This is a genomic window from Parasedimentitalea psychrophila, assembly GCF_030285785.1.
GTDB classification, from domain to species: Bacteria; Pseudomonadota; Alphaproteobacteria; order Rhodobacterales; family Rhodobacteraceae; genus Parasedimentitalea; species Parasedimentitalea psychrophila.
Map to the genome: position 1 here is coordinate 3,888,849 of NZ_CP127247.1, position 25,381 is coordinate 3,914,229.

Below are 25,381 nucleotides of genomic sequence, written 5' to 3' on the forward strand. Positions count from 1 at the left end.
GCATATTTCGTCAATATGGGCGGTAAGGAGCCGTTCGCTGCGAAGAACACCGACCAGCCTGCAAACCCGACTTATAAAGATTGGTGCGAGATCCGTTCGACATGCCCGCGCCATTACCTTCCAACTCGCTGAGGTTTCTGTCAGTGGCAATCTGTTCAACCGCACCCTTGCGGCCATCCAGCGGCTACTTGCACTTCCGGCTCCAACATGACGGCGTCAATGGAAAAAACTGAATACAACCGGCTCGATTGGTCTGTCCAAACCAGTGGACATCAGACCAAAAGCCGGGTCGAACTCACCACCAAGTCTAAGGCACTCAATTTTCGCGAGAAGCATCCAGTCACTTGACAGCTTGGACGGGAGTTTTATTATGGCTGGAATTCACATCAACATGCACGAGAAGGCATTCCACTTGGGGAATGTCGGTTATGGAATTTTCCCATGCGAGTTCTCTTTATTCATATTGGACATGACAAGACGGGGTCTTCCTACCTGCAAAGCCATTTTGCCAGAAATCAGAAAACTCTTGCCAAACACGGCTTTACTTACCCGGTTGGGGAAGCGTCACGGCGGGCCGCGGTCAGAGGAATGGCAACCTCAGGAACACAAAACGACAATACGCTGGAGCAACGCTTGGCTGACACTATAGAGACAAATGATGTGTTGCTCAGCTATGAAGGCTTTTTTAATCGTCTCGCGGAACACCCCAATGAGGAAATCGAACGCTGGCAAAGATGGTGCGATACCCTCTGTTTTGACAAGATCAAAGTGTTGCTCTTTGTTAGGGATCCTGTTTCTCACGCCAGTTCAACCTACTTGCAGATGGTACGCGCTGAAGGGCACTATGGTGATCTGGATGCCTATGTTGCGAGGTACAACAGACCGCTAATCGTTTGGAATGTACTGAATACCCTTAAAAAAGCATCCAATATAGATGTCACAGTGCACAGCTATTCCCGCGAAAAATCCAAACTTCTCGAACTTACCCTCAACTGGCTTTCTCCCGACAGAGAAATAGAATTTGACCTCAAGCGACAGGACGAATTGGTCAATCGTGGCATGACCGACGAAGAGGTGATTGTCGCACTACGGGCAAATCGCAGATCTCCTTCGTGGGGATCCAATCTGGCTAAACTATCTCTAGTCCAACGGCCCAAACTGAAGAGCACCCTACTAATCGGTTCTCACGGAGCTCAAGAGGTCATGGTCGCGAACAATCGGCATGCGATGAAAAAGGTCAACGATTTGGTAGGCATCGAAAGTGGATATCAAATCGACTTTCAAGAGCCGCGCCACGCCGAGGCCAATTCTTTGGCGCTGTTCAAAGCATTGTCCCAATTGATGCTCGCAGTCGGAAAACAGAGCTTGCGCCAATTCGCGTCACGCCTGAAAGGGCGCTTAAGGTAGTACAGAATCCACATGCAAGTTAATGTTCGCGACAACAATGTCGACCAGGCCCTCAGGGTTCGGAAGAAATAGCTCCAGCGTGAAGGCGTTTTCCGTGAAATGAAGCTCAAGCAACATTTCGAGAAGCCGTCCGAGAAAATTAGCACGCCAGAAAGCTGAAGAGATCCGCCGTGCCGGTAAGCTGGCACGCAAGAAATTGGAGCGCGAAGGATGAGGCCGTGCATTCCTCGATGCTGAAAAAGAAACCTCCGTTGTCTTGTGGCAGTGGGGGGGGAGGATCAGCAGGCTTTTTGCGTATGGACAGCCCAAGATATCAAAATCCTTAAACCCGCCATTTGCTGCAAATAGCATGAAGGCCCGCATTGGGCCATTCGCGCTTAATCATCTGAAGTGTCGAGTTGAGCAGTTCAGAAAAACGGTCTGAAGCGCTTTGATCGCACGGTAGACATTCGTGCGACGTGCAGCGAATGGCTGGAATCCGCCCACAATGCCGAATTTCTGCGCACAGTGGACATCGGGCTCCGTTCCGGCCAATCGCTGCGATCCAAAGGAAGGTCAGCTATGTTTGAAACATAGCAGTGTCCCAAATTTTACCGTCAGCACTGGCAGCCAATGTGGACGGCGCAGACGATATGCGCCCGACCCTGGCAGGTCGAGCGCTTGAGCATTCGCGGCGATGTAGGGCCGGTGTTTTCCCCTTAACGAGGGTGTCTGAGATCGGCAGGATCAGCGGCGTTGCGTTTAGTATGGAAACGAGGTCTTCGGCAAGTTTGCCGGCATGGTCGCGCCCTGGCTCATCGTGATCCGGCCAGATATCCCAATGCGGTGACCGCATCGGCGCACTTCTCGCTCTCAACCCAAATAATGGGTCGATCACGGGGGGGCTGGGCAATCCGGTCCAGATGATAGATCCGGCGCGACTGAGACGCTTTCCACTCCTCCTTGGTCACATCAAAGGGCAGGAAGAAATTGCCCCTGCCGTAGCCCTCAAACCTGTCGGGAATCAGCACAGGCGCGCCCGTTTTCTTGCTGTACTTTCCCACTGCTGCAACTCGTGCTCGCGGGATGCGTCTGCCATGGTAATCCCGCTAAGATTAGTGGTGTTCATAAGTGGGAATTTCTCGGCAAGATATTTGAGGAGATTTTTGATGAAGACAGCACGATATAGCGACGCACAGATCATGCATTGCCCGGCAATGCATGCCGACATGCACGAGAGGGGGCAACCGGCGCACCTTGGGGGGGGCCTGTGCTTTTTGTATCTGCGCAACGTCAAAGGCTTCGGCTGGAACCACAAACGTGTTTATCCCACTGGCTGACAGGTGAATGCGAAGCAATCGCCGAGAAGCGGATTTACTGCGAGCTGGAACTGAACCTGCGCCCCTATCGGGACATTGCGTTGCAATGCTCTGTCGGTTGACAATCAAGGCCAGGAAGCGCCTGAAGCGGGATAAACCGGAGGCTTTGGCCGTGCCTGACGTGCCAAATCACACATCGCCGATCAACTGGTGGCCTCTCGGAGAATGGTCCATTCGCCTGTCTGGTTATAGATGGGCGGTCGATCAGGACGTTGAACGTTCTGGATGACTTCAATCGTGAGGGTTTAGGTATCGAGGTCGACTTTTCGCTGCCTGCGGAACGGGTTGTGCGCAACTTGAACCAGATCATTGAATGGCGCGGCAAACCGAAGATTATTCGTGTGGAGTTGCCAATGTGTTGCGCCACTGGTTCGAGCAACCATTGGCGACGGGCCGGAATATGTCAGTGCCAAACTAATGACATGGGCCGAAAAACAAGACATTCCCCAAAGGTACTAATATATCTGGCTTCAGCCAAGCCAAACTCAGCGCTGTCGCACGCCAACTCAACGAGCGGCCTAGAAGGACTTTGCAATATCAGACACCAGCAGAGAAATTTGAGGCCTGTGTTGCGTCCACCAGTTGAAACCGCAGGGCAAACAGAGCTTTCGCTGCAGATCCACTAACGGCCGCTCCCAGTTCAGTTCGCGGAAAGGGGAGCGGTGTCAGATAAAGCCTGAACTCATGCCTCTTTGGGTACTAGCGCTGGATGGTGAGCTTAGAATAAGAGCGTGTCTTCAGCCCAGGTGATCCATGATCCGTCGCCTCAAACCAAATTGACATGCTGAAAAATAACACGTTAGCAGAGGTCAGAGCGCGAAAATCTGTGCGGTATTTGTGGAATCCGGGTTAGATCGGCCCTTTTAAGGACATCAACGTGTAATTAGAGTTTTACCTTCTGGATTGCCGTGGCCAGAGCGATAATACGATTCAGTTGCGACGAAATCCGTCCTTGGAACACGCCGAGCTGGGTGATGATGGCAGTCAGTGCCTGGCCTTCAGTTGACATGCGGGCGCTTTCAATTTTACACAATACCCGCGTCAGGCTGAGCCCAAGGAAGTGGCGATGCATCACTTTGCAGGCTGTTAGGATGCGATCTGTTTCCAACTTGACTTCCGTTAGACCGCGGCGTGCGAGGTCACGTTGGCCTGTAACCAGTTTCCCCAGTGCCTTAAGCTCTTCTTGCATATTGATTCCTTGAATGTCGCTCGGTTCTTTTTGCAGTTGGACGTCACATTCGGTCAAGATCCGCGCCATGCATTCAATAAACAAACCGTTGTTTACGGTGTCCTTGATAGCGGAAAAATTGGATTCTTCGCCGAGGACATGGTCTGCAAACCACTCCGACATATCGCGCGACATGGCGCCGTAGTTTTGTGAGAGCACTGTCACTGGCCCACCAGCCGGTTCGATCCGTGAGGCGATGACGCGCATATTGTGAGGGATCGTGCGCATGGCGTCAAATTCCTGCACCAACGCCTCAGTTTCCTGGACCAAATCTCGGGCATTCTTTAGCATATTGCGGAATTCTTTGATCTTTGGATCTGCAGCCGCGCCCAGTCCGGAGTCCCGTGCATTCAATTCTTCTGCAAGCGCATGGGTGGCAAAACTAACGTAGTCCTCGAACCCGAGATCCTGGAGGCGCCCCAGCAGCTGCACGGCGCTGTCTTCGGGGCATAGCCCTTCGTGTTGCTCAGCTTCGAGAAGCGTTGTGTATTCAGCAATGATTGTATCGAACAGCGGGCTGCTCGGTTTGATACGGGCGGACAGAAAACCGTCCTCGCAGGGGACAACCACTGCAAATACCCAATAATATAGCCCATCCGCGGCTTTGTTTTTGACATAGGCCCCTATGGTCTGCCCGGACTTCAGCGCGTCCCAAAACAGATAAAACACACCGCGTGGCATGTCGGGGTGGCGGATGATTTTATGCGGCTTGCCTAAAAGATCCTCGGCTTCGTAATTCGCGACACGTTGGAACACATGGTTATAAGCCTGAATAATTCCTCGGCTGTCGGTGCGAGAGAAAAACACCTCATCCAAGCCGAAAGGAGCTTCGCCAGTTGCGGGGCGGAATTCTTGGCGACGATCATGATATGACAAGTACATATTCCATTATTTGTAGTGTTGGGTGCTAGATCTATTTAGGAGCTTCTTCTTCCGAAACTCTTAACTAATCTTGCCCAAGTGGAACTAAATTTGTCGTTTATTGCCCTTGCCTTACCCTGCGTTCAAGCCTTCTTGCCCCATCTTGCTGCGGCTTCGGTATTCGTTGCACCAGCCAGATGGAATTTTCGGCCCTGGTAGCCGGTTTGACACAGATCTTGGTCTGGTGGACTCCTCGTCCGGTGAGGACTGATCCTGTCAGGGCTGGGTATTTGGCGATTTATGTCATGCCGCGCTCCCCAGCTGTTCCTGACGGAATTCCGCGCCGTCGACCCACATGCGATGCAGTAAAACGGCCAACTTTCGAGCCACCGCAACGACAGCACGGCGTCGACCCTTGGTACGCATCAAACGCATTCCCCAAGACTTAATTTGCGATTGCGCTATACTTCGCATGAGCAGCGCATTGCCCGCCGCATAAAGTGCAGCGCGGACATCACTGTCTCCAGCCTTTGATATGCGGACAGGGTTGTCGTGCCCTCCTGACTGGTATCGCCGGGGAGTAAGTCCAAAATGCGTGCCAACCGTGGGGGATCTTTTGAACCGTGTGGGATCATCGACGGCTGCCTTAAACGTCAGTGCTGCGATGGGGCCAACTCCGGGAACGGTCATCAGTCACAGGCAAACCTCATCCTGACTGGCAGCCTGTTTGACCCGTCGATCAAGCTCCAGATAATCCCGCGACCACCTCTGCCAATCGCGGTGTAGCCATTCAGGACCGCGATGCGCACCTGAACCTCCGCGACCTGTCGGTCGAAGTCGCGGGCCATGCATTGTCCGGCAATGGTTTGCAAGCAAACCATGAGAGGGAGGCGCTGGCCCAGTAGTTCCATGCAATGCATCCATTGCCCGGCAGGGTTATGCGCAGCATGATCCCGAGAGGGCTTGTCTCGACGCGGCTCCGGCGATGATAGCCGCTGCAGTCCCGCCAGATCGCCCGGCCCAGATACTTCGATGCGCGGAGCGCGTCGTTCCTGGCGATGGCGCCAGCGGTGCATGGCTTCCACGGCTGGGCAGTCTTGCGTGGCGGAATGACTGCGGCCGCACCGCGGTCAGCAATGGCGTTGTGACATCTGCGCGTGTCGTATGCGCGAAACGCGCCGTTTGGGGCCACTCGCTGCCCGGCAGCACATGCCTGCATGCGTGAGAGGGGCTGGCGCGCATTCCACTCGCCTTCACCCTCGACCTTGATGCCCGTACTGTCCACTGCCCGGCAGGGCATCGCAACGCGATGTCCCGAGAGGGGATCAGGAGATGCAGCGGCCCCTTTGAGCCGCGATACGGGATGTTCACCGCAAGTGTCTTTCGACGTCGGGACAAGGTACTGAAGTCAGGCACTACCCAATCAAGTCCCGTCAGCAGCAAGAGGCTTTCGACAAAGCCTGTGGTCTGGCGAAGCGCCATCCCGAACAGCACTTTCATCCCCTCTCGGGATATTGCTCCACAATACCCTGCCGGGCAGCGGTCAAACAGGTCTGGATGGCGGCGTCGCTGAATATCCGCGATCGGCCCCTCTTGCCGCAAGGTTTGGCATCCCAGGTCATGTTCGGATCGAACCAGATCGTAAGCGACCCGCGACGCCTCAGCGCCTCATTATAGGCAGTCCGGTTCGTGGTCTTGTAGGTGGGCGATGTCGGTTTGCTCAGGCCCGTCAGCTACCACTCTGGATTCACAACATGAATCCCCCACCAGATTTGTGCAACAGAGCCGTTGAGGCCCTGAAAGAGGCCACTGCATGGCATGGCACGCCCGAGATAATGAACAGCGATCATCCGCGAATTTCCGGATCAAATATCGTGGCCTGCACTAATACGACCTGTCCTGACTAAGTTGGCAGCTAAGGGCGCAGATGCCCGACCTTGACCAGAATAGTGGTCTCTAATTCGACATGGGGGTCGTGTTTGCTCATATGCGGGCTTCTGATCCAGCTGCCCGCCGGATAACGGCCATGTTCGTCGATAAACTCACCGCTGATGACAAATATCTCTTCGCCGCCGACATGGCTGTGGGGCAGAAAATGGGTGCCAGCCGGCCAATGCACCAATGCGGTAGACGCGCCCCTATACTCATGCAGCGGCATGACACGCAAATCGCCATGCCCCTGCATCCATTCTGCATCGCCGGTATTGAAAGCGATCTGTTGAGAATCGCCCGGCTGGAACTGGTTTAGCTTGACCAGCAAGGTGCAGCCCTGTGCGCTGTAAGGCGCATGGCTGCTGCCTTTTGGGTTTCGGATATAGGTGCCAGCCGGGTAATCACCATTTTCATCTGAAAACACCCCCTCCAGCACCATGATTTCCTCACCATGAGGATGGCTGTGGGAGGTAAAGCTGGTGCCCGGTTCATAGCGGACTATGCTGGTGGCGTGGCCGTGCTCAGCACCTTCCCGGGCCAAGGGTTTGCGCCACACACCCTTGCTTGGGCTTTCCTGCCAAGGATGGTTTTTTGTGTCGATGACCACTCGGTCTGCAAAATCCATATTATACATCGGATTTGTCCCGTTCTGTTGTTGTTGACGTCGGGCCACAGCAAATTTGACCACCAATATTGCCAGCCCGGTTGGCGACCCCAATCGCCGCAGCGGCTGTGGATTTGACTTGTAAAATGCGCGTCATGTCAGTTTCCTCTGTCCACCAGATTGCTTGATGTCACAGAGATATGGGCTGCACGGTTCATTCTCAAATTGATTTAAAAAATGTTATTGATAGAGTTTGTGAATTAGTCTGTCTGCCATTTGGCCGCGATGTTGGTGCCAGCCAGCTTTTGGCAAATGTTCATTGGGCGTTAGATCACAGGCTGACAGTAAGATACTGACGGCATGCAGCCGACCAAAATAGAAACCGGGGAAGGGGGCGACGTGAATCTTTCGCACATTAAATTTGTGGTGATGACGGCGGAGCTGAAATCCTTCAGCAGAGCGGCCGAGGTTTGCCATGTGACGCAACCAACCCTTTCCAACGGCGTGTCCAAACTGGAGGAAGCACTTGGTGGAAAACTATTTACCAGAACAACCAGAGCCGTAAGCGTGACCGCATTTGGTGAAATGCTGATGCCGATGATGGCGTCGCTGCTGCGGCTTGAGGCGGAAATTCAGCAAAGCGCCAGTGAATTCACCAACCCGCAAACCGTGGTTCTGAAAATCGGAATGTCACCTTTGGTCAGCACCAGATTGATCACGCCGCTGATCAATTCGTTCAAGGCAAAAAACGCCAAGCACGACATTTTGTTGATCGAGGAGAACCTGACTGTCCTGAATGAGAAATTGAAAAGCCGGGAGCTCGACCTGATCCTGGTGCCCGCAATCAAAAAAGTGGCCGACAAGAACAGTGCCTCGCTGTACGAGGACGACCTGTTTCTGATCAACGACCAACCAAGTTCCAACCAGGCGATAATTCCCGTTGAAGCGGTCCGCGATCAGATTTTCGTAATGGTGCCAGACTCTTGCGGGCTTTCTGAAATCACCCGGTCGCTGCTGCGCACCACGCGAAAAGAGATCAAAGAATACCAAGGCAAAGCACTGAGTTATCAGGTTTTGGCGGAGTGGGCATCTAGTGGGTTGGGCTCGGCTGTATTGCCCAGAAGCAAAATCCCTGCACATATTCCCAAACAACAGATCTGCAAGTCAGGTGAACCCGCACGGATATCATTTGAGGCCAGATGGTCGTTCGCTGACAGCGTACCGCTTAAGCGGCTGATACAGCATTTCAAAGATAACATCGAAAACACTTTGACTGGAATGGCCGACTGATTTTGGACTGTCACAAACGGCCGATGCCCGGAGTTACAATATATCGGGTTGCTCCGGCTAATCAGAATATGGGCACTGGCAGTTCAATGCGGCCATCACCGGCGATCCGCCAGGTCCGCGGGGACCGGCGCAGCGCTGACGTTTATTTACAACCCATGTAATCATCACTACCAACGCAAACAGCCCCCCTGAGACCATAAAGGTGACGTCGTGAGCGCAACAGAGAGCCAGATCCTAGACTATCTAAAGGTCACTTTGAATGCCCAGGTTTCGTCGGCCTCAAAGTATGTTGCGCTGTCCAATGCGATAAAACTGGCGGTCGAAGAAAAAATTCTACCGCCGGAATCAAATCTGCCCAGTGAGCGCAAAATGGCAGATTTTCTGGGTGTCTCCAGAATAACGGTTCGCAATTCCATCAACGCGCTGGCCTCTGCAGGAACACTTGTTCGCCGCCAGGGGGCCAAGACATCGGTTGCCAACAAAGTCAGAAAAAACATCTCCAACCTGATTGGCTTCTCTGAGGACATTCGATCGCGAGGCATGCGTCCGGGCATGAGAGTGCTGCGGGCAGAGACCGCAAAGCCGACCGATCTGGAACGGGAAAAGCTGCAACTGAACGATGGCGAAGAGGTTGTCAGGATGCACCGCATCAGACTTGCCAACGATCGGCCAATAGCCATTGAGGTCGCGGTGCTGCCTCTTTCTGTTGTTAAATCGCCGGACGCATTGGGCCCCTCGCTCTATGCGTCACTGGATGCAATGGGGGTGCTTCCCGACAATGGTATCCAGAGGATCTCGGCAGAAACATTGAATGCGGTTGACGCTGAATTGCTCGAAACCAGACCCGGCACTCCCATTCTGGTTGTAGAAAGATGCTGTAAGACAGTCGACGGTAAGCCCATCGAATATACGATAACTCAGTATAACGCCGAAATTTTTGACTTTGTGAATGAGCTTCAGCGGTAAGACCAGTTTATAACCAGTTGACAGCTGGTCATGAACTGGTAACTATCCTCCATAAGTGTCTAAGGGGGGATATGCTGAAATTTCTTGAAAATCAGCTGATAGTGTCATGTCAGCCGTGTACTGGCGGACCGATGGACCGGCCTTCCATTGTCGCGGCACTGGCCTGCGCCGCCGTTGAGGGGGGCGCCACAGCTGTTCGCGTTGAGGGCATCCGCAACGTTGAGGCGGTCCGTGCCGCCTGTGACGCTCCAATCATTGGCATCGTCAAAGTTGACCTGGCAGACAGCCCGGTTCGTATCACACCCTTCACCCAGAATATCCGTGATTTGACCGCCGCAGGATCAGATATCATCGCATTGGACGTGACCGACAGGCCACGCCCGGAGCGGCTTGAGGATCTCTTTCAGGCGATCAAATTTTGCGGGGTGCTGTCGATGGCGGATTGTTCCTGTCTGGCAGACGGGGAGGGCGCCCTTCGATTTGGGGCGGACATTCTGGCGACCACAATGGCCGGTTACACAACACCCCACACGGCGCCCGAACCTGATTTGGAACTGGTTGTCAAGCTGGCTGCTTTAGGGAGGTTTGTCATTGCAGAGGGCCGCTACAATACCCCGGCGCTGGCCGCAGCGGCGCTGGCCGCGGGGGCAAATGCAGTTGTTGTGGGCTCGGCCATTACCCGGACAGAAGTTGTCACCGGCTGGTTCGCCAGCGCCGTGAAGGCGGGGGCAAAGCTCTGATGATCGACCACCAGGCTATCAGAAATGTGACCGCTCTTGCGGCCGACATTGGGGGCACCAAAATCCGTGTTTCACTGGTGCGTGGAGAAGAAGAGCTGGACACACGCCTGTTGCCGACGGAGCAGGAGATCGGCCCCGAGGGCTGGCTGCAGCATATTCGTCAGGCGGCACAGGACTGGGCAGGGCGCTTTGAATGTCTCGGTGTCGCGGTCACCGGCCAGATCGACGGCACCATGTGGAAGAGCGTCAATCCGCAGGTTCTGTCTGTGGGGGGGGCCTTTCCACTGGTCTCTGCTTTGTCGGAGATTTGCGACCACGTGATTGCCAGGAATGACGCCCAGGCGGCGGCTTGGGCGGAACATATCTATGGCGCGGGTAAAGGCCTTGATCTTGTCTATCTTACAATTTCCACCGGATTGGGCGGCGGCATTGTTTGTAACGGCAAATTGTTGCGGGGCCACCGGGGGCTGGCGGGGCATTTTGGCCAGATCTCGCCGGCACTCGCTGACATCAATGGCTCAGACGAGCCGTTTGAAAAATCCGCAACCGGGCGCTGGATGGCCCATGAGGCCGCCAAACAGGGTCTGGATATATCGGCCAAAGATATATTCGAGAACATGGTAGCCGGTGACGCATGGTCGAGACAGATCATCGTGACCTCGGCCCGGCGTGTGGCAAACCTATGCCGCGATATCCAATATACCCTAGACCCCGAGGTGATCGTAATTGGCGGGGGAATTGGTTTGGCGACAGGCTACATCGACGACGTTCAAAACGCCTTGTTATCGACCGATCCGTCTCAGGCAATGACCATTCGCACGTCCGCATTCAAAGACCGGGCGGGAATAGTCGGCATCGCCGCGCTAGCGGCACAATCTCATTTGCAACGTGGAGGAAACGATGAGAAAATCTAACAAATACCTGGCGACTGCTGCGGCGGCGCTTCTGACGGTACTGCCCTCTTTGGCAAGCGCCGAGGTGACGGTGCTCGGATGGCCAGGCGGCCCGGAAGAAGTGGCGCTTCGTGCGGCGAGCAAGCTGTATAACAGCAAGGCGGATGTCAGCGAAGACAACAAGGTCGAGTTGATCTTCTTTAGCCGCGACGGTTTTTACGACAAGCTGCAAGCGGATCTTGCGGCGGGCACCGACGCCTTTGATGCCAATCTTCTGGCCACCTATTCGATCGGCCGCTACGCCCCTTACCTCAAGCCGGTCACATTGTCGGACAATGCGGCTGAAGTGTTTGGCGATGCGGTGCTGAAAACTATGCAGTTTGAGGGCCAGCAGTTCGGGGTGCCGACGGATCTTTCGCTGCATTTCCTGTACTATCGCACCGACCTGATCCAGGAACTGTTGGAGGATGCGTCTCAACACGAAAAATATGGCGATATCTCTGAGGAATATCTGGGGGTTCGGCTGTCGCCCAAAGATCCCGACAACTGGACCTGGCAGGATTTTGCCGCCAACGCATTGTATTTCACCAAATCGGTCAATTCGGACAGCCCAACCCGTTACGGCACCGTGCTTCAGTTGAAAAACCTGCTGTTCAACATGATGGTATTCCATTCGCTGCCACGTGCTTATGGGGCGGATTGGATGGACGGGGATGGCAATATCACCGTTGACTCCGAAGCCTTCCGAGAGGCGCTTGGCCTGTTCAAGATCCTGGTCGATGCCGGTGCTACTCCAAAAGACTCGTTCTCCTACGAATATGCCGAAGCAAATGCGGCGTTTGGTGCCGGTCAAGTTGCAGCCATGATGCAATGGAATGCGGCTGCCGCAGATCTGACGGATGCGGACAAAACGCCGGTAACCGCCACAGTAACCGCAACAATTGCACCGCCGACAGGACCCGAAGGTCGCTTTACGCATGTGCATGGGCTGGGTCTTGGCGTGAATGCCAGCGGCAAAAATGTAGCCGGTGCAGAGGCGTTCGTTCAATGGCTGTCAACGGCCGAAGCGGCAACGACATATGCGCTGAACGGAGGCGCACCGGGCCTGTCGGCTAATGTTGTCGCCGGTATCGCCAGCGAACGGCCTGATCTGGTGCCATTGGGACAGTTCGCGTCCAATTATGGCTTTGTTATGAATGGCGGAACCTCGGCAAAAGCCCTGTCGGTATATGAACTCCAAGCCAAAGAATTCACCGGGTTTCTGTCCGGCGGTCAATCTTTGGATGAGGCTCTGGCGAAAACAGCCACTGGCATGGCCGAACTCCTGAAGTAAGCCATTATTGCAGCTGGTCTGAGGGCAGACTGGCTGCAAACTCTCCTGATTAGGAATGGATCATGTCTCCAAAAATCGAAAATCGCATTCTGGCGACCCCCATCGTTCTGTTCCTGCTGGTGATGCTTGGATTTCCGGCTGTGCTCGACATCCTGTACAGCTTTTCCGAAGTTTCATTTGAGAATCTCAGAGCCCCGACACTGAATGGCGGCAAGAATTTCGTCAAGGTTGTCAATGACCCCGAGTTTTGGGCAGCCTCTTGGTTCTCGCTCAAATTTGGCGTCGCAACGGCGCTGAGCGAATGCATCCTGGGCCTGGTTCTGGCGGTCTATCTGGCACCGATCATCCGCAAGAACAATTGGATGATTGCGGTGTTGATCATGCCGATGATTATTGCGCCTGCGATGATGGGGCTGATGTATCGCCTTGTTTTACATGAATTCGTCGGCTCGCTGCCGCATTATCTGTACCTGTGGCTTGGTGACAGCCCTGCCTTTCTCAGCCGTGAAAACGTATTTCTGACGGTGTTTACAATCGAAACGCTGCAATGGACCCCCTTTGCCTTCCTGCTGTTTTACATGGCCTATGAGGCCATCCCAAGCGAGATGCGCGAGGCAGCCGCAGTTGACGGCACCCGCCCGTGGCGCATGTTCTGGTTCATCGAAGTGCCACAGATGGCGCCCACCCTGGCGGTGGCGTTCTTTATTCGCTTCATCGACGGGTTCCGGGTGTTTGACAATATCTTCGTGCTCACGGGTGCCGGTGCGGGCGGATCGACGACCTCGCTCTCGATCTATATCTACTTGTCCTTCTTCAGATCAGGAGACATCGGCAAAGCGCTGGCGGCCTCGGTCATTCTGTTCTGCGTCGCCTTTGTCATCCTGTTCTTCGCCGGACGGGTTCTGCGGAGGGACCGGGCATGAAAAACAAATACAAGGATCTGCCGCGCTGGGCCGTCTTTGCAATAGCCGCTTTTGTGATGAACTTCCCGGTTATTTCAACGCTCTCTGCCGCCCTCAAGACTAATGCAGAGATCAGCAGAAACCCCGGTCTCTGGGTGAACGCCCCGACGCTCGAAAACTTTGCCGTGGTGCTGGAAGTCACCGAACGGCTGAATATTTTCAGCTATCTGCACAATAGTCTGGTTGCCTCGCTTATTGGTTCGATTTTGCCGATCATGGTCTGTTTTCCGATGGCCTATGCGGTGGCCCGTCGCGGCTATGGCACCAATGTGATCTTTCCAACTGTGGTGAACCTGCGGGCGATGCCGTTGATCATCTTCGCGATCCCGCTCTATATGATGTATCAGACGGTTGGATTGCTGGATACAAGGCTGGGGTTGGGGCTTATCCTGGCGGTGGTCAATCTGCCGCTGGCGCTGTTGCTGCTGATCAATGCGATCAACGATGTTCCCTATGAACTTGATGAGGCCGCGCGGATGGACGGCGCCCGCATATTTACCATCCTGGTCAAAATCGTCTTCCCGATCTGCCTGCCGGCGCTGGCGACGGTTTTCATCTTCAGCTTCATTACCGCCTGGAACGAGTTTCTGTTTGGCCTGATGCTGACCACCTCCGAGGCTGTTCCGATGACAGTTGGCGCCTCGTTCTTCTTTTCGTCCGGCGGCGGCGGTGTTCAGTGGGGGGTCGCGGCGGCGGTGATCATTGTCGCGTCCCTGCCACCGGTGGTGCTCGGTATTTTGATGTACAAGCACATCAGTCGCTCGATGACTGCAGGCGCGGTAAAAGGATAAGACATGAAAGTCCTGATTTTTGATACGGTTACATCCGCCGTCGAGGCGGTGGCGGATAGGCTGGCTGGCAAGGTCGCCGGTAAGCCAGACTGCGTTTTGGGTCTTGCGACCGGCGGCACCGTGGAACCGGTTTATGAGGCGCTGGTCGCCAGATATGAGGCAGGCCGAGTTCGTTTCGACCAAACCCATACCTTTAACCTCGACGAATATGTCGGGCTGGAGCCGACGCACCCGATGTCCTACCACAGCTATATGGCCCGGCATTTGTTTGACCGCACCGATTTTCGCGCCTGCAACACCCACATTCCTCATGGAAACGCAGCCGACCCTGCAGCCGAGGCGGATCACTATGAGCGGCTGATCAAGGGTCGGGGTGGCATAGATCTGCAGCTTCTGGGGGTTGGCGAAAACGGCCATATCGGGTTCAATGAACCGACCTCTAGCCTGTCGTCGGTCACCCGGTTGAAAACACTTGCTCCAGAGACCGTGCGGGCCAACAGCCGTTACTTTGAGCACCAATCGGATGTTCCGCAGGTGTCCATCACCATGGGCATTGCCACGATCCTGCAGGCTGATGAAATTGCGCTGCTGGCAACCGGCTCAAACAAGGCCAAAGCGGTAAGGGATCTGATCGAAGGCCCGTTGAGCGCCATGTGCCCGGCCAGTGCGCTTCAGCTGCACCAAAAAACCGAAGTTTATATAGATGCGGAGGCCGCAGCAGAGCTGTCGTTGCGGGACTATTACGAAGCCGTTCACCCCGGCGGCAAGATTGGCCACCCATGAGCCGCATCCGCCAGATATTCGCAGAAACCCTATACGATGGTGAGAGTAGTTCCGCCTTGCACAACCGCGTTGTTCACCTTGACGGTGACCGCATCTGCAGGGTTGAGAAGGCGGAGCCGGATATGGCGCGCAGCCCGGATCTGCTTGCGACTAAGATACTTGCGCCCGGGTTCATCGACATCCAGATCAATGGGGCTGGCGATGTGATGTTCAACGACGCCCCGTCGCTCCGGACAATAAGAACCATGTGTCATGCGGCCAGAAAAGGCGGGACGGCCTATCTGCTTCCAACCTTTACAACGGCCAGCAACCAGAGCTTTTCCAAGGCGATCGACGCGGTCCGGGACGCCCTGAGCGATGCGGTTCCCGGGGTCTTGGGCCTCCACCTCGAAGGCCCGTTTCTAAGCCCTGAGAAACCGGGAATTCACCCGCCAGAATTTATCCGCCCGCTGGAAGCCGGTGATGTTGCGCTGCTGCGGCAGGCAACCACCGGCATCAGACTTATTACCCTGGCACCGGAAGAAGACAAAATAGGCGCCGTAAAGGCGCTGGCAAGTGCGGGCTGGGTGGTCTTTGCGGGCCATAGCAATGCCACTGCAGATCAAATGCATCAGGCGCAAGAGCAGGGGCTCTCCGGGGCGACGCATCTGTTCAATGCGATGTCTCAGATCACGGTTCGCGAACCCGGTGTCGCCGGGGCCATTATCAACAGTCCAACGGCGGTTGCGGGGATCATTGCGGATGGGCACCATGTCCACCGGCTGAACATCAAGATGGCCTTTGACATGATGGGGCCCGAGCGTCTGATCCTGGTGACCGACGCGATGCCAACCCTTGCCGGGCAGGCCGAGCGGTTTGAGATTGCTGGCAACAAGATCTCCCTTCGTGAAGGACGGCTTGTCGATAAAAATGGAACCTTGGCGGGGGCGCATCTTGCAATGGATCAGGCGGTCCAAAACATGGTGAATTTTCTGGGCATCGACACCGGCGATGCAATCAAGATGGCCTCGGCTGCGCCGGCAGGCGCTTTGGGTCTGGCTGGCGAACTTGGCAAGATCAAACCCGGCTACCGGGCAAGCTTTACGCTGCTGGACCAGGCATTGAACGCCGCTGGCGTGGTGGTGGACGGGCATTATTACCAAAACGACGAACCCGCAGTTGAGCCTGCTGAAATCGAACAATCTGGAGGCCTCTAATGGGTACGATTGAACTAAAGAACGTCACCAAAAGCTTTGGACCGGTCGCGGTCATCAAGGGCGTCAGTCTGACCGCCGAAGAGGGCGAATTTGTCGTTTTCGTCGGCCCGTCCGGTTGCGGAAAATCCACATTGCTGCGTCTCATCGCCGGTCTGGAAGAGACCTCTGGCGGCAGCATCCACATTGATGGAAAAGACGTCACCGAGCTGGATCCCTATCACCGCGGTCTGTCGATGGTGTTTCAGTCCTACGCGCTTTACCCGCATATGACTGTATACGGAAACATTGCGTTTGCGCTGAAAACGGCCGGGATCGCCAAGCTCGAAATTGACCGCAAGGTTCGGGCCGCCGCCGAGACGTTGAAACTGACACCCTACCTGGACAGAAAGCCAAAGGACCTGTCGGGCGGCCAACGGCAACGGGTGGCCATTGGGCGGGCCATTGTTCGGCAACCAAAGGGATTTCTGTTTGATGAGCCGCTGTCCAATCTGGATGCCGCGCTGCGCACCCAAACCCGGATCGAGATCGCCAATCTGCACAAAGAGCTGGGCGCAACGATGGTCTATGTGACACATGATCAAATCGAGGCGATGACTCTTGCCGATAAGATCGTGGTGCTGAACGATGGCGAGGTGATGCAGATCGGATCGCCGAAAGAGCTGTATAACGCTCCCAAAAACACGTTTGTCGCGCAGTTCATTGGCAGCCCCAAAATGAACCTGCTGCCGCGCGCCAGCTACGATGGGGCCGCAATGCACTACGGGGACGGTGTCAAAATTGATATTGGTCCCATGGATGGAACCCCGTCTATCGTCGGCGTCAGACCCGAAGACATAAGCCTTTGCCCGCTCGGTGAGGCCGAACTATCGGCAACCGTCACGCACAACGAATTTCATGGTGCGGACAACAATGTCTTTGTTTCAGTTCCGGGCATCGGCTCTCTCAATGTTCGTGCCAATGGCAAGCTTGATTTACAGAGTGACCAACCTGTGGGGCTGGTATTGGATAAATCTCAGTTGCATTATTTTGATGAAAATGGGGTTCGGATTTAGTCAGTTGTGATCGGTGATAATTGACACTCTGCCTCGGTGCAGCAAACGGACATCCGGCCACAAAGGCCGGATGTCCGCGAGAGCGTTTTCAATAGGCGTAGATGTCAGGCCGCCTTAGAGATCCTGTTGTGGCTGGGTTTTTCCCGGCGAAAACGGGCCATCAGGTCTGACAGTTTCACGGAGTCCGAGTGCAGCAAATAACCAGCAGCAGTGGCCTGTTCTACCATGGCGGCATTCTGCTGGGTCACTTGATCCAACTGCGCGACACCCGTATTGATTTCGCCAAGACCCGTCGATTGCTCAGCAGCCCCTTCCGCGATATCGGAAATCAGGTTTGAGATGTGGTTGACCCGCTGCACAATACTGTCAATGGATTCACCCGCTTTTCCCACCAAATTGACCCCATGATCGACCTGTCGGGAACTCTCTGTGATCAGAGATTTGATCTCAGTAGCGGCATCGGACGAGCGCTGTGCAAGCCCTCTGACCTCCGAGGCAACCACGGCAAACCCTCTCCCCGCTTCACCGGCGCGCGCCGCCTCTACGCCGGCATTCAAGGCCAGCAAATTGGTTTGAAAGGCAATATCGTCGATCAGGCCGATGATTTGAGATATCTGTGCCGAGGAGGACTCGATGGCCGTCATCGCTGACACCGCACTCTTCACGATTTCACCGGAGTTTTCGGCTTCATGACGCGCTTCACCCATCGCGTTTTCTACGCTGCGTGCCCCTTCAGCTGCCGAGGTGACGGAGACTGTCAATTCTTCCAAAGCAGCGGCCGTTTCCTCAAGCGTTGCCGCCTGACTTTCTGTGCGGCTGGACAGATCATCCGAGGCCCGGCTGACTTCAGTGGCACCATTGTTGATGCTGCTGGTGGCTTCCATTACCTGCTCAATGGTCTCGCGAAGGGCGTCCACAGTGACGTTGAAGTTGACGCGCAACTGATCATAGTCCTCAGGAAAGCTCTTTTCGATGGTGCAATCCAAACTGCCTTGAGCCATTTCACGCAGATGCTCTCCGACAATGGCCACCACATGTTCCGCGTCCTTTTGGCTTTGAATTGCCCGTGCCTCGGCGTGTTCGGCGGCGGCCGCCTGGGCCCGCGTCGTTTCCTGTTGGCGTATCAACTCAGCAGAGCCAGCCTCGCTTTTCAACAGGCTCATCAAAAGCACCCCTGATTCCAGCAGAACAATGGTGGCATGCAAGGCAGTCCGCAGCAAATTTTGCATCAGATCGCCACTTGGGTAGACCAGTTTGGGCAGCAGGAGGCTGAAGGAAATGTGGTGCAAGGCAACCAGGACCGTGGCAAAGATCAGCGCCCGTGGATTGGACAGCGTTGACACGATGGCGAGGATTGCAAAGAACATCATATGTGAATCAAGCTGCCAAGCATGACCTTGCAGTGCGGCTGTAAACAGAATGCAGTGGCCGACAAAACAGAAACTTAACACGTAGTCTCTGGTTGAATGCGGCATCATCTTTGACAGATAGGCCAGCACGCCAAGGGTTGCGCTCAGAAACGCAAGCAACCAAAAATTTGCCGCGTCATTTATGTAAAACGCCGCCAGCGCCGGGGCCGGCATTAACAGCCAGCTTGTAAATTGCTGAATTCTGCGTTCGCTGGCAAAATTCGTCGTCGGGTCGCTCTCTTGCCCCATGGGAGCCGTCAGATTGAGCATAATTCTAGAACCTCTTTTCCGTTGATAACCAGCCAAGCGCCATTTGAGTAAAGGCGGTCAACACTTTGATCACTGTCCAATGCAACAAGCACACCAAGTGGGGCCCGCTCGGGGGCAATTTCCTGCACACCGGATTTTTCGGCGATCTGAGCCGCATTCGGCCCCCAGGGTGCCGAAATCACCAATGCGACTTGCCCGGCCTTGGGTCTGCCTTGCGAAGTTAGCATCAGGATCGGTGAGATCATTACGATAACGCCAGCCGCTATGATTAGAGTTACATTTGACATCTCATTCCCTCCACAGAGGACCCTTGCAGGAAGACCCTTATGAAATCGTTTAGAAACCTCGCAGGCTTTGACCACTGAATGTCTAAAATTTTTGATGGTAGAAAATCATTTTTTGACGAGGAATCGGCGCCTTTGCCGCGCGCTCCTGCTGCCACCGGCATTTGATGATCGCGGTGGGCAGTTGGTACAGGCGGCTACAGGCGGCTGGCCCTGTTCGACTTTCCGGGCGACCGCGTAGAACACGTCAATAAATATGGCAAATACACATTTGCAGAACCCATCGCGGGCCGTAGTATCGCGGTGTACGAAAGCGGTGGTGTAAACGATCCCGCATTCTGGCTCACGCAGCTCCCGGCGGGTTGTCACTGATTGACCGGTACTCCGCGACCCCCACGGCGGGTATGGTTGCCCATATTTCCAACACCCAAAACACTGGCTGGATGGTGGGGAATTGTGAGTTGGCGCTCTGCGACGGCCTGACAGATCGCAGCGGGACGGACACAGCAGTCACAGACGATGAAGTGGCTATTATCACGGTGATTGCTGCGGGCGGTGAACAAAAGAAAATCACTGCATCTGGCGGACCCATTACCGCCCCGATTACGACTGGCAGTGTCATATATGGCTGGGAGGAGATCGCAGGCATCTTGCATTTCCGGCCGGGCAGCGGCTGGGTTGGCGTATCTGAAGGCGCCGGCATATTGACCATCGCCAGCGGAACCACATTCGCAACGCTCCGTTACACCAATGGGGCAGCACCAAGTGCCGCCCAGAGTGCCAGGATGTATGCCGATGAGCTGCCGCAGCTCATCGAGCCGGGCACCGGACAGCGGGCGCTGGGCTGGTTGATGGGGGAGGGCTGGTTGATGGGGGGGCTGGCCATTGCGCGGCCGCCCAAATATCGGCAAGGACCGCATCACAGTCGCCCAGATACTAAAACCACCCTATGCGGTCTGCAACCGCACCGCGTTGAAAATGAGGGGATCACCGCGCGGTCTCGGTGAGTGAATGGAAAAAGGGCAGGGATCAAACCCCGCCCTTTTGGTGAAATTGACCCAATCCGGACCACTCTGCGGGCCAACCCGATTAGAAAATAAACCAAAGCGCCACGGTCGACCGCGCCGGCCTTCGATGCGGTCGACACATATGTATAGTCGCGAACCCTCAGCCGGTTGGGCGCAGCGCCCGATTTGCCCGACCGGCTGCCCTGGGGCTAGAAATTCTCCCACATGTTGCCTGCCGCATTGGCGACCTTGCGGGGCTGGGAGGGGCTCTCCTCCAGGGCCCAGTCGTCTTCTGGATCGATGGCTGGCGACACTGGGCTGGCATGGTCGGGGCTGGCATAGCCAGTGTTGGCAGCAAAGGCATTGGCCACCCTGGTGTCGCCGTCATCAATTTTGAAATGAGCCACCAGCCTGGACAGTTTGCTGGCGTCGGAATTGAGGATATGGCTGGCTGCGGTCGCTTGTTCTACCATTGCAGCATTCTGCTGGGTCACTTGATCCAGTTGGGTCACCCCGATGTTGATCTCAGCCAAGCCGGTGGATTGGTTCACAGAGCCGACCGCCATTTCAGAAACCAGATGAGAAATCGTGCCCACGCGATCGACGATCGTATTCAGCGCCACGCCTGCCTTGCTGACCAGAACAACGCCGCGCTCAACCTGCTTGGAGCTGTCGTCTATCAGCGCCTTGATCTCTGTGGCCGCATCAGACGATCGCTGCGCCAGAATGCGGACTTCCGAGGCCACCACAGCAAAGCCCCGACCGGCGTCACCGGCGCGCGCAGCTTCGACACCGGCGTTCAAGGCCAACAGGTTCGTCTGAAAGGAAATATCATCAATCACGCCAATAATCTGTGAAATATAGCGGGCCGACCCTTCGATCTCGGTCATGGCGGACACCGCATCTTGCACGACTTTGCCGCTTTCTTCTGCCTCCTGTTTGGCTTCGTTGACGATGGATTCAACGCTTCGGGCCCCCTCGGCCGCCGATTTGACGCTGGTGGTCATTTCTTCCAATGCGGCGGCGGTCTGCTCCAGAGTTGCCGCCTGGCTTTCGGTGCGACGGGACAGATCATCTGAAGACTGGCTGATCTCGGTGGCCCCATTGCGGATGCTTTCAGAGGATCCGACAACTTCATGAACGGTTGTTTTCAGACTTTCCAGAGTCTGATTGAAGTCATCGCGCAATTTGACATAGCCATCGCTCATATCGTCATGAATCCGCACCGTCAGGTCGCCTTTTGACAACCGTTCCAGACCATCGCCGATGGCTGTGACGGCGGCGGTCTGCTCCTCCTGGCGGGCTTGGCGTTCAATTTCGACAGCTTTGGACATCTCATCTTTTTCGACAAGCCCGTTGCGGAAAACGGACAGCGCCTGCGCAATGCGATAGATTTCATCGCTGGCGCGGTCGAAGCCGGTGACCGGGCTTAGATCTCCTGCGGCCAGATGTTCGGTGGTTTCGCTGATTTTGGCAAGTGGCCGAGTGATCAGCAGCTTGGTTAGCAATAATGACAGGACCAGCACCGCAGCGGACACCCCGAGGAGAATTTCCATTTGCTGTTTGGCCCCAAGCACGTCGGCGGTCACGGCTCCAGCCATATCAGAGATGGCTGACTGGCTGTCGCCGTTGAGACTGGCGGACCGCTGCGCGATTTGTGACACGGCTTGTGCCGCAGCCTGTGAGGTCTCAACCGTTTTGGCCTGCGCCCGGATCGTCGCAATCCGCGAGGCGGCCAGGCCAGTGTCGAAATCCGCCTGAGCCGTAATTCCGTGAATGGACTCGGTTAGCAGCCCGTGCTGAAAACTGACATATTCCCCTAGGGATTTGGCAGCGGTTGTCAGGGGATCAGCAGCAATCTGAACCTGTTCCACCCCGTCTGCCGAGACCACGCGAAGTGCCGCGACCTGCAGGCTGTTGATCAGCGTGTTCATTTCCAGCAATTGGTTGAGAACGCCAACCTCATTGTCCAGCAGGCTTTGCACGGTATCACTGTTGGTGCTGCTGCTTTCCTCGGCGGCCATCGTCAGCTCGAATATGGTATCATCAATCGCGACGATGAGCGCGTTGGCACTGGCGTCGCGGGCGATCAACACTTCCTTGCGCAGTGCCTTTTGCTCAGACCGGCTCGCAACCAGCATTTGCTCAAACACTTTGAATGCAGCCCGGATCGTCTTGGCCCCCTCGGCACTGACGCCCAGAGGCTCGAGGTTTTCAAGAAATGGCACCAGCCGTTCGGCTGAACCGGTCGCGGCCGCTGTCATGCTTTTTTTCGTTGGCACGTCGCGTACCTGGCCAAGACCGAGAGACATGCCCGCCAATAGATTGATATCAGCCTGCGCTTCTAGCAGGCTCTGCAACGCGCTGAATTGTACATCGACCAAGCTGGTGAGGGTGTTTTCAATGGATGCAATGGTGTCCTCTCCACCGACTGTTAGATTGAAGTAGGCAATGTCGGCGGCGTCTAACAGATGAAATTGCAGCTTGCGGCTATGGGTTTGCAGCGCGATGATCTGCGCATTGATTTGCGCATCGCTTACAAAGACCGATTCACGCGCTTTCAGCAATTCTGTCAGGGACTGCGCTGCGTTGGTTGCCAGGGTTTCGAACTCGGGCTGCAGAGTGTCCGGTAGATTTCCGATGCCCTGTTGCAAACGGTTGGCGGCGTCCTCGGCCATCATCCGGCCCTGTTTCAAACCGGCACTGTCGCCAGCCAAAAGTATTTCCGTCATCGATCCTCGTGTGAGACCGGCGGCCTCGGTCAGCACCGCACTGTTTTCCAACTGAGGCAGCATATCGCGGGTCAGCGTCGACATGTCCTGAGAGACGCGTGCAAACACCATCGAGACCAAGACAGCAACCACGGCTGATGCGGCGCCCATGGCGAGAAGGATTAGGGTGATTTTGGCCCCAATACTGGAAAATGGTCTGTAGCCCCGTTTCTGCGGAGGAGAATCTTGTGCTGTCATGATGCCACCTGATCTTGCTGAGTATTCTTCTGGTCTGCCCACAAGGGACAGGCAGACCGTTTGCTATTGAAAATGGGGGTTGGTTATGAGCCGCCCGCGGCGGCGACGGCTTGAAAGCCACCGTCTGAAGTGATGCGGGTCAGAAATACCTCATCCAAGCCCTGGTTGTCACCGGGGCCAAAGCGCATGGTGACGCCGCCGAAATCCACCGTACGCAGCCCGGCAAGTGCTGCCAGAAAGCTCTCCCGGGTGAGGTCGGCGCCGGCGTCGTCCAATGCTTTGAGAGCCAGGCGACCGGTCAGGTACCCCTCAAGAGTTACAAAGCCAGGGTTGGCGGCGGCGTCGACGGCTGTCAGTGCGGCCTGGTATCGTGCAACCACAGGCACCGAGTCATCCCACGGGAAGGGAACCACCTGGCTGATGATCACGTCTTCACCAGCCTCACCCAGTTCTTGCGCCAATGCATCAGAGCCGACAAAGGAGATATTCACGAAGGTCGGGTTGAACTTGATCCTGCGCGCCAGCCGGATGAATTGTGCCACCGGTTTATAAGCGCCAACCATGACCACGGCATCTGGTTTGGCTTTGCGGATGTTCAGCAAGGCCTTTTTAACAGCGGTAGTGTTGCGGGTGTAGCTGCCCTGAGCGGACAATGTCATGCCCCGCTTTTCCAGCGCTGCTGTCACACCAGCCAGCCCAACACGGCCAAATCGACCGTCCTGATAGAGCAGCGCAATCGACTGCATGCCCTGCTGATCTACCAGATATTCGATCCAGGCTTCGGTTTCGGCGAAATAGCTGGCGCGTACATTGAAGACATTGCCGTGGCTTGCGTCCCGCAGAAATTCAGCCCCGGTAAAGGGGCCAACAAACGGCATATTCGCCGCAGTGGTCGCAGGCTGGGTCGCGGCAGTGGTCGCAGTGCCGACTGCTCCGATCAGGCCAAGGTGATTGTCCGCTTCGATCACGGCCCGGACGTGGCCAACGGATCGGTTCGGCTCATAACCGTCATCCAAACTGTCGAGAACAATCAAGCGTCCATGCACGCCACCATTTGCGTTGGCCTCTTCAAAGGCAGCCCGCATGCCCAGACGCATGCCCTGGCCAAGTGCGCCTGCCGGGCCGTCAAGTGCTGCAACTTGGGCAAACGTGACCTGCACGTCAGTGACGCCCTGCCCAGCGCCACTAAGAGAGGGCAACAGGCCCAGTAGGGCTGCTGCGAGTACCGATTTGCCACTATACATCAAAGTCTCCAAGTTTTCGGATGTGTTCGGGAGAATGGCGGAGATGAGTTAAGAAAGTAGAAAACCACAATTATTGTTACTGAAACTTTTAAGTTATCAGCCGGAATAGCCGCCAAATAACTGTTCTATATTCTTTTCCGCGAGAGATCGGGCTGTTTGTGGCCTCTCCTCTGATGACATCCACGGTGATGCACCAGACATATGACGGGGCGCAGTCAGTCTGCAATGGCGGTTCAAATAACATGAAAGACGCCACCGATACGGCATAGTTTTGTCATATTGTAATTCCGGAACAGTTGATTCGAGCGGGAAACGACAAGCTGATGGAGCTTTGGCTGCTACAATCGGCAGCATTGACGTCAATTGGTTCCGGTTTTGGCCACAATTGCCGGGGAATTGGGATCTGGCCATTATACCCATATCTTGATCCGGGGGGCGCGGGACTGTTGCAAGCCAAGAAACAATATCAATGCCCGGCAGAAGAAGTTGGACTGAATTTGGATTTTAAATTCGCTAAATCAGTATGTTGGTGGATTTTCTCTGGTATTTCAGGAAACAATCTGGCGGCTACCTTCTGGCCTGGCCCCCTCAGAACCACATATTTTCAATGACCCGAAGGTGAATTGGCTAAATTTTTTTATTGTTGGGTGGCCTGTATAGGGTATTGATCAATCAGCCCATCTTGGGGGGGAAGTCTGCTGGTCGTGGGGGCGACTGCACTTTTTGCATCAGGACGATGTCAAAGACCTGTTTGGTTACAGGGTAGCTGCCGCTGCGCGAAATGCCAAAACGAGACGTATGC

21 protein-coding genes and 6 pseudogenes are annotated in these 25,381 nt (G+C 55.4%); 17 read left to right on the forward strand and 10 right to left on the reverse strand.

The window, feature by feature from the left end; translation table 11 throughout:
- Nucleotides 1–52 precede the first annotated feature (52 nt).
- From QPJ95_RS18880 to rpsU, 3 genes and pseudogenes are all read left to right on the forward strand, one after another.
- Nucleotides 53–211 (forward strand): annotated as a pseudogene (locus tag QPJ95_RS18880) (IS1380 family transposase); the annotation flags it as partial.
- A gap of 230 nt (nucleotides 212–441) precedes the next feature.
- Entirely contained in the window at nucleotides 442–1,407 is a 966-nt protein-coding gene (locus QPJ95_RS18885) for a hypothetical protein (RefSeq protein ID WP_270921162.1), read from the forward strand.
- A gap of 12 nt (nucleotides 1,408–1,419) precedes the next feature.
- Nucleotides 1,420–1,621, forward strand: a pseudogene (rpsU, locus tag QPJ95_RS18890) (30S ribosomal protein S21).
- A gap of 580 nt (nucleotides 1,622–2,201) precedes the next feature.
- Here rpsU and QPJ95_RS18895 read toward each other — a convergent pair.
- Nucleotides 2,202–2,450: a hypothetical protein gene (locus tag QPJ95_RS18895; protein ID WP_270921163.1), complete on the reverse strand. Its 249-nt coding sequence runs from the start codon at nucleotides 2,448–2,450 to the stop codon at nucleotides 2,202–2,204.
- A 195-nt stretch (nucleotides 2,451–2,645) separates the two neighbouring features.
- Between QPJ95_RS18895 and QPJ95_RS18900 the strand changes: the two are divergent.
- Nucleotides 2,646–3,221 (forward strand): annotated as a pseudogene (locus QPJ95_RS18900) (hypothetical protein); the annotation flags it as partial.
- Nucleotides 3,187–3,351, forward strand: a pseudogene (locus tag QPJ95_RS18905) (IS30 family transposase); the annotation flags it as partial. The pseudogenes QPJ95_RS18900 and QPJ95_RS18905, both read left to right, overlap by 35 nt.
- 297 nt (nucleotides 3,352–3,648) lie before the next feature.
- Here QPJ95_RS18905 and QPJ95_RS18910 read toward each other — a convergent pair.
- The 5 genes and pseudogenes from QPJ95_RS18910 to QPJ95_RS18930 all read right to left on the reverse strand — a co-directional run bounded on the left by QPJ95_RS18910 (nucleotide 3,649) and on the right by QPJ95_RS18930 (nucleotide 7,547).
- A complete protein-coding gene (locus tag QPJ95_RS18910) occupies nucleotides 3,649–4,869 on the reverse strand; it encodes a PAS domain-containing protein (RefSeq protein WP_270921164.1) in 1,221 nt (406 codons plus the stop codon).
- 288 nt (nucleotides 4,870–5,157) lie between these two features.
- Nucleotides 5,158–5,547: pseudogene (locus QPJ95_RS18915) on the reverse strand (transposase); the annotation flags it as partial.
- Nucleotides 5,544–6,578: pseudogene (locus tag QPJ95_RS18920) on the reverse strand (transposase). The pseudogenes QPJ95_RS18915 and QPJ95_RS18920, both read right to left, overlap by 4 nt.
- Nucleotides 6,579–6,769: 191 nt before the next feature.
- Nucleotides 6,770–7,420 (reverse strand): cupin domain-containing protein, encoded by a 651-nt coding sequence (locus QPJ95_RS18925; protein ID WP_270919025.1) that lies wholly within the window; start codon nucleotides 7,418–7,420, stop codon nucleotides 6,770–6,772.
- Nucleotides 7,413–7,547 (reverse strand): hypothetical protein, encoded by a 135-nt coding sequence (locus QPJ95_RS18930; RefSeq protein ID WP_270919024.1) that lies wholly within the window; start codon nucleotides 7,545–7,547, stop codon nucleotides 7,413–7,415. The genes QPJ95_RS18925 and QPJ95_RS18930 overlap by 8 nt, the downstream gene beginning before the upstream one ends.
- 203 nt (nucleotides 7,548–7,750) lie before the next feature.
- Here QPJ95_RS18930 and QPJ95_RS18935 point away from each other — a divergent pair, with 203 nt between their 5' ends.
- The 10 genes from QPJ95_RS18935 to QPJ95_RS18980 all read left to right on the forward strand — a co-directional run bounded on the left by QPJ95_RS18935 (nucleotide 7,751) and on the right by QPJ95_RS18980 (nucleotide 17,396).
- Nucleotides 7,751–8,680, forward strand: coding sequence for a LysR family transcriptional regulator (locus QPJ95_RS18935; protein ID WP_270919023.1), 930 nt, complete (start codon nucleotides 7,751–7,753; stop codon nucleotides 8,678–8,680).
- Nucleotides 8,681–8,890: 210 nt separating this feature from the next.
- Complete coding sequence (locus tag QPJ95_RS18940; RefSeq protein ID WP_270919022.1) at nucleotides 8,891–9,646, forward strand: GntR family transcriptional regulator; 756 nt, start codon at nucleotides 8,891–8,893, stop codon at nucleotides 9,644–9,646.
- Between the two features lie 71 nt (nucleotides 9,647–9,717).
- Nucleotides 9,718–10,386: an N-acetylmannosamine-6-phosphate 2-epimerase gene (locus QPJ95_RS18945; protein ID WP_270919021.1), complete on the forward strand. Its 669-nt coding sequence runs from the start codon at nucleotides 9,718–9,720 to the stop codon at nucleotides 10,384–10,386.
- Nucleotides 10,386–11,300: an ROK family protein gene (locus QPJ95_RS18950; RefSeq protein ID WP_270919020.1), complete on the forward strand. Its 915-nt coding sequence runs from the start codon at nucleotides 10,386–10,388 to the stop codon at nucleotides 11,298–11,300. Before QPJ95_RS18945 ends, QPJ95_RS18950 begins: the two co-directional genes overlap by 1 nt.
- Nucleotides 11,287–12,612, forward strand: a complete 1,326-nt coding sequence (locus QPJ95_RS18955) for an extracellular solute-binding protein (protein WP_270919019.1) — start codon at nucleotides 11,287–11,289, stop codon at nucleotides 12,610–12,612. The genes QPJ95_RS18950 and QPJ95_RS18955 overlap by 14 nt, the downstream gene beginning before the upstream one ends.
- A 62-nt stretch (nucleotides 12,613–12,674) precedes the next feature.
- The gene (locus QPJ95_RS18960) at nucleotides 12,675–13,535 is read left to right on the forward strand and encodes a carbohydrate ABC transporter permease (RefSeq protein ID WP_270919018.1); all 861 of its coding nucleotides are present in this window, start codon (nucleotides 12,675–12,677) and stop codon (nucleotides 13,533–13,535) included.
- The gene (locus QPJ95_RS18965) at nucleotides 13,532–14,365 is read left to right on the forward strand and encodes a carbohydrate ABC transporter permease (protein ID WP_270919017.1); all 834 of its coding nucleotides are present in this window, start codon (nucleotides 13,532–13,534) and stop codon (nucleotides 14,363–14,365) included. Before QPJ95_RS18960 ends, QPJ95_RS18965 begins: the two co-directional genes overlap by 4 nt.
- 3 nt (nucleotides 14,366–14,368) lie before the next feature.
- Nucleotides 14,369–15,148, forward strand: coding sequence for a glucosamine-6-phosphate deaminase (gene nagB, locus QPJ95_RS18970; RefSeq protein ID WP_270919016.1), 780 nt, complete (start codon nucleotides 14,369–14,371; stop codon nucleotides 15,146–15,148).
- Entirely contained in the window at nucleotides 15,145–16,344 is a 1,200-nt protein-coding gene (gene nagA, locus QPJ95_RS18975) for an N-acetylglucosamine-6-phosphate deacetylase (protein WP_270919015.1), read from the forward strand. The genes nagB and nagA overlap by 4 nt, the downstream gene beginning before the upstream one ends.
- A complete protein-coding gene (locus QPJ95_RS18980; protein WP_270919014.1) occupies nucleotides 16,344–17,396 on the forward strand; it encodes an ABC transporter ATP-binding protein in 1,053 nt (350 codons plus the stop codon). The genes nagA and QPJ95_RS18980 overlap by 1 nt, the downstream gene beginning before the upstream one ends.
- Before the next feature lie 104 nt (nucleotides 17,397–17,500).
- Here QPJ95_RS18980 and QPJ95_RS18985 read toward each other — a convergent pair whose 3' ends face one another.
- Entirely contained in the window at nucleotides 17,501–19,075 is a 1,575-nt protein-coding gene (locus tag QPJ95_RS18985; RefSeq protein WP_270919013.1) for a methyl-accepting chemotaxis protein, read from the reverse strand.
- Nucleotides 19,063–19,362 carry a hypothetical protein gene (locus QPJ95_RS18990; protein ID WP_270919012.1) on the reverse strand — a complete coding sequence of 100 codons (300 nt, stop codon included), beginning with the start codon at nucleotides 19,360–19,362 and terminating at the stop codon, nucleotides 19,063–19,065. Before QPJ95_RS18990 ends, QPJ95_RS18985 begins: the two co-directional genes overlap by 13 nt.
- 359 nt (nucleotides 19,363–19,721) lie before the next feature.
- Here QPJ95_RS18990 and QPJ95_RS18995 point away from each other — a divergent pair, with 359 nt between their 5' ends.
- Nucleotides 19,722–20,366 carry a hypothetical protein gene (locus tag QPJ95_RS18995; RefSeq protein WP_286018190.1) on the forward strand — a complete coding sequence of 215 codons (645 nt, stop codon included), beginning with the start codon at nucleotides 19,722–19,724 and terminating at the stop codon, nucleotides 20,364–20,366.
- 209 nt (nucleotides 20,367–20,575) lie between these two features.
- Here the strand turns inward: QPJ95_RS18995 and QPJ95_RS19000 are convergent, their stop codons facing one another.
- Together QPJ95_RS19000 and QPJ95_RS19005 are read right to left on the reverse strand one after the other, a co-directional pair.
- The gene (locus tag QPJ95_RS19000; RefSeq protein WP_270919010.1) at nucleotides 20,576–23,335 is read right to left on the reverse strand and encodes a methyl-accepting chemotaxis protein; all 2,760 of its coding nucleotides are present in this window, start codon (nucleotides 23,333–23,335) and stop codon (nucleotides 20,576–20,578) included.
- An 83-nt stretch (nucleotides 23,336–23,418) separates the two neighbouring features.
- Nucleotides 23,419–24,579 (reverse strand): ABC transporter substrate-binding protein, encoded by a 1,161-nt coding sequence (locus QPJ95_RS19005; protein ID WP_270919009.1) that lies wholly within the window; start codon nucleotides 24,577–24,579, stop codon nucleotides 23,419–23,421.
- Between the two features lie 323 nt (nucleotides 24,580–24,902).
- Between QPJ95_RS19005 and QPJ95_RS19010 the strand changes: the two genes are divergently transcribed.
- On the forward strand, nucleotides 24,903–25,190 hold the full coding sequence (locus QPJ95_RS19010) for a hypothetical protein (RefSeq protein ID WP_270919008.1): 288 nt from the start codon (nucleotides 24,903–24,905) through the stop codon (nucleotides 25,188–25,190).
- Nucleotides 25,191–25,381 lie beyond the last annotated feature (191 nt).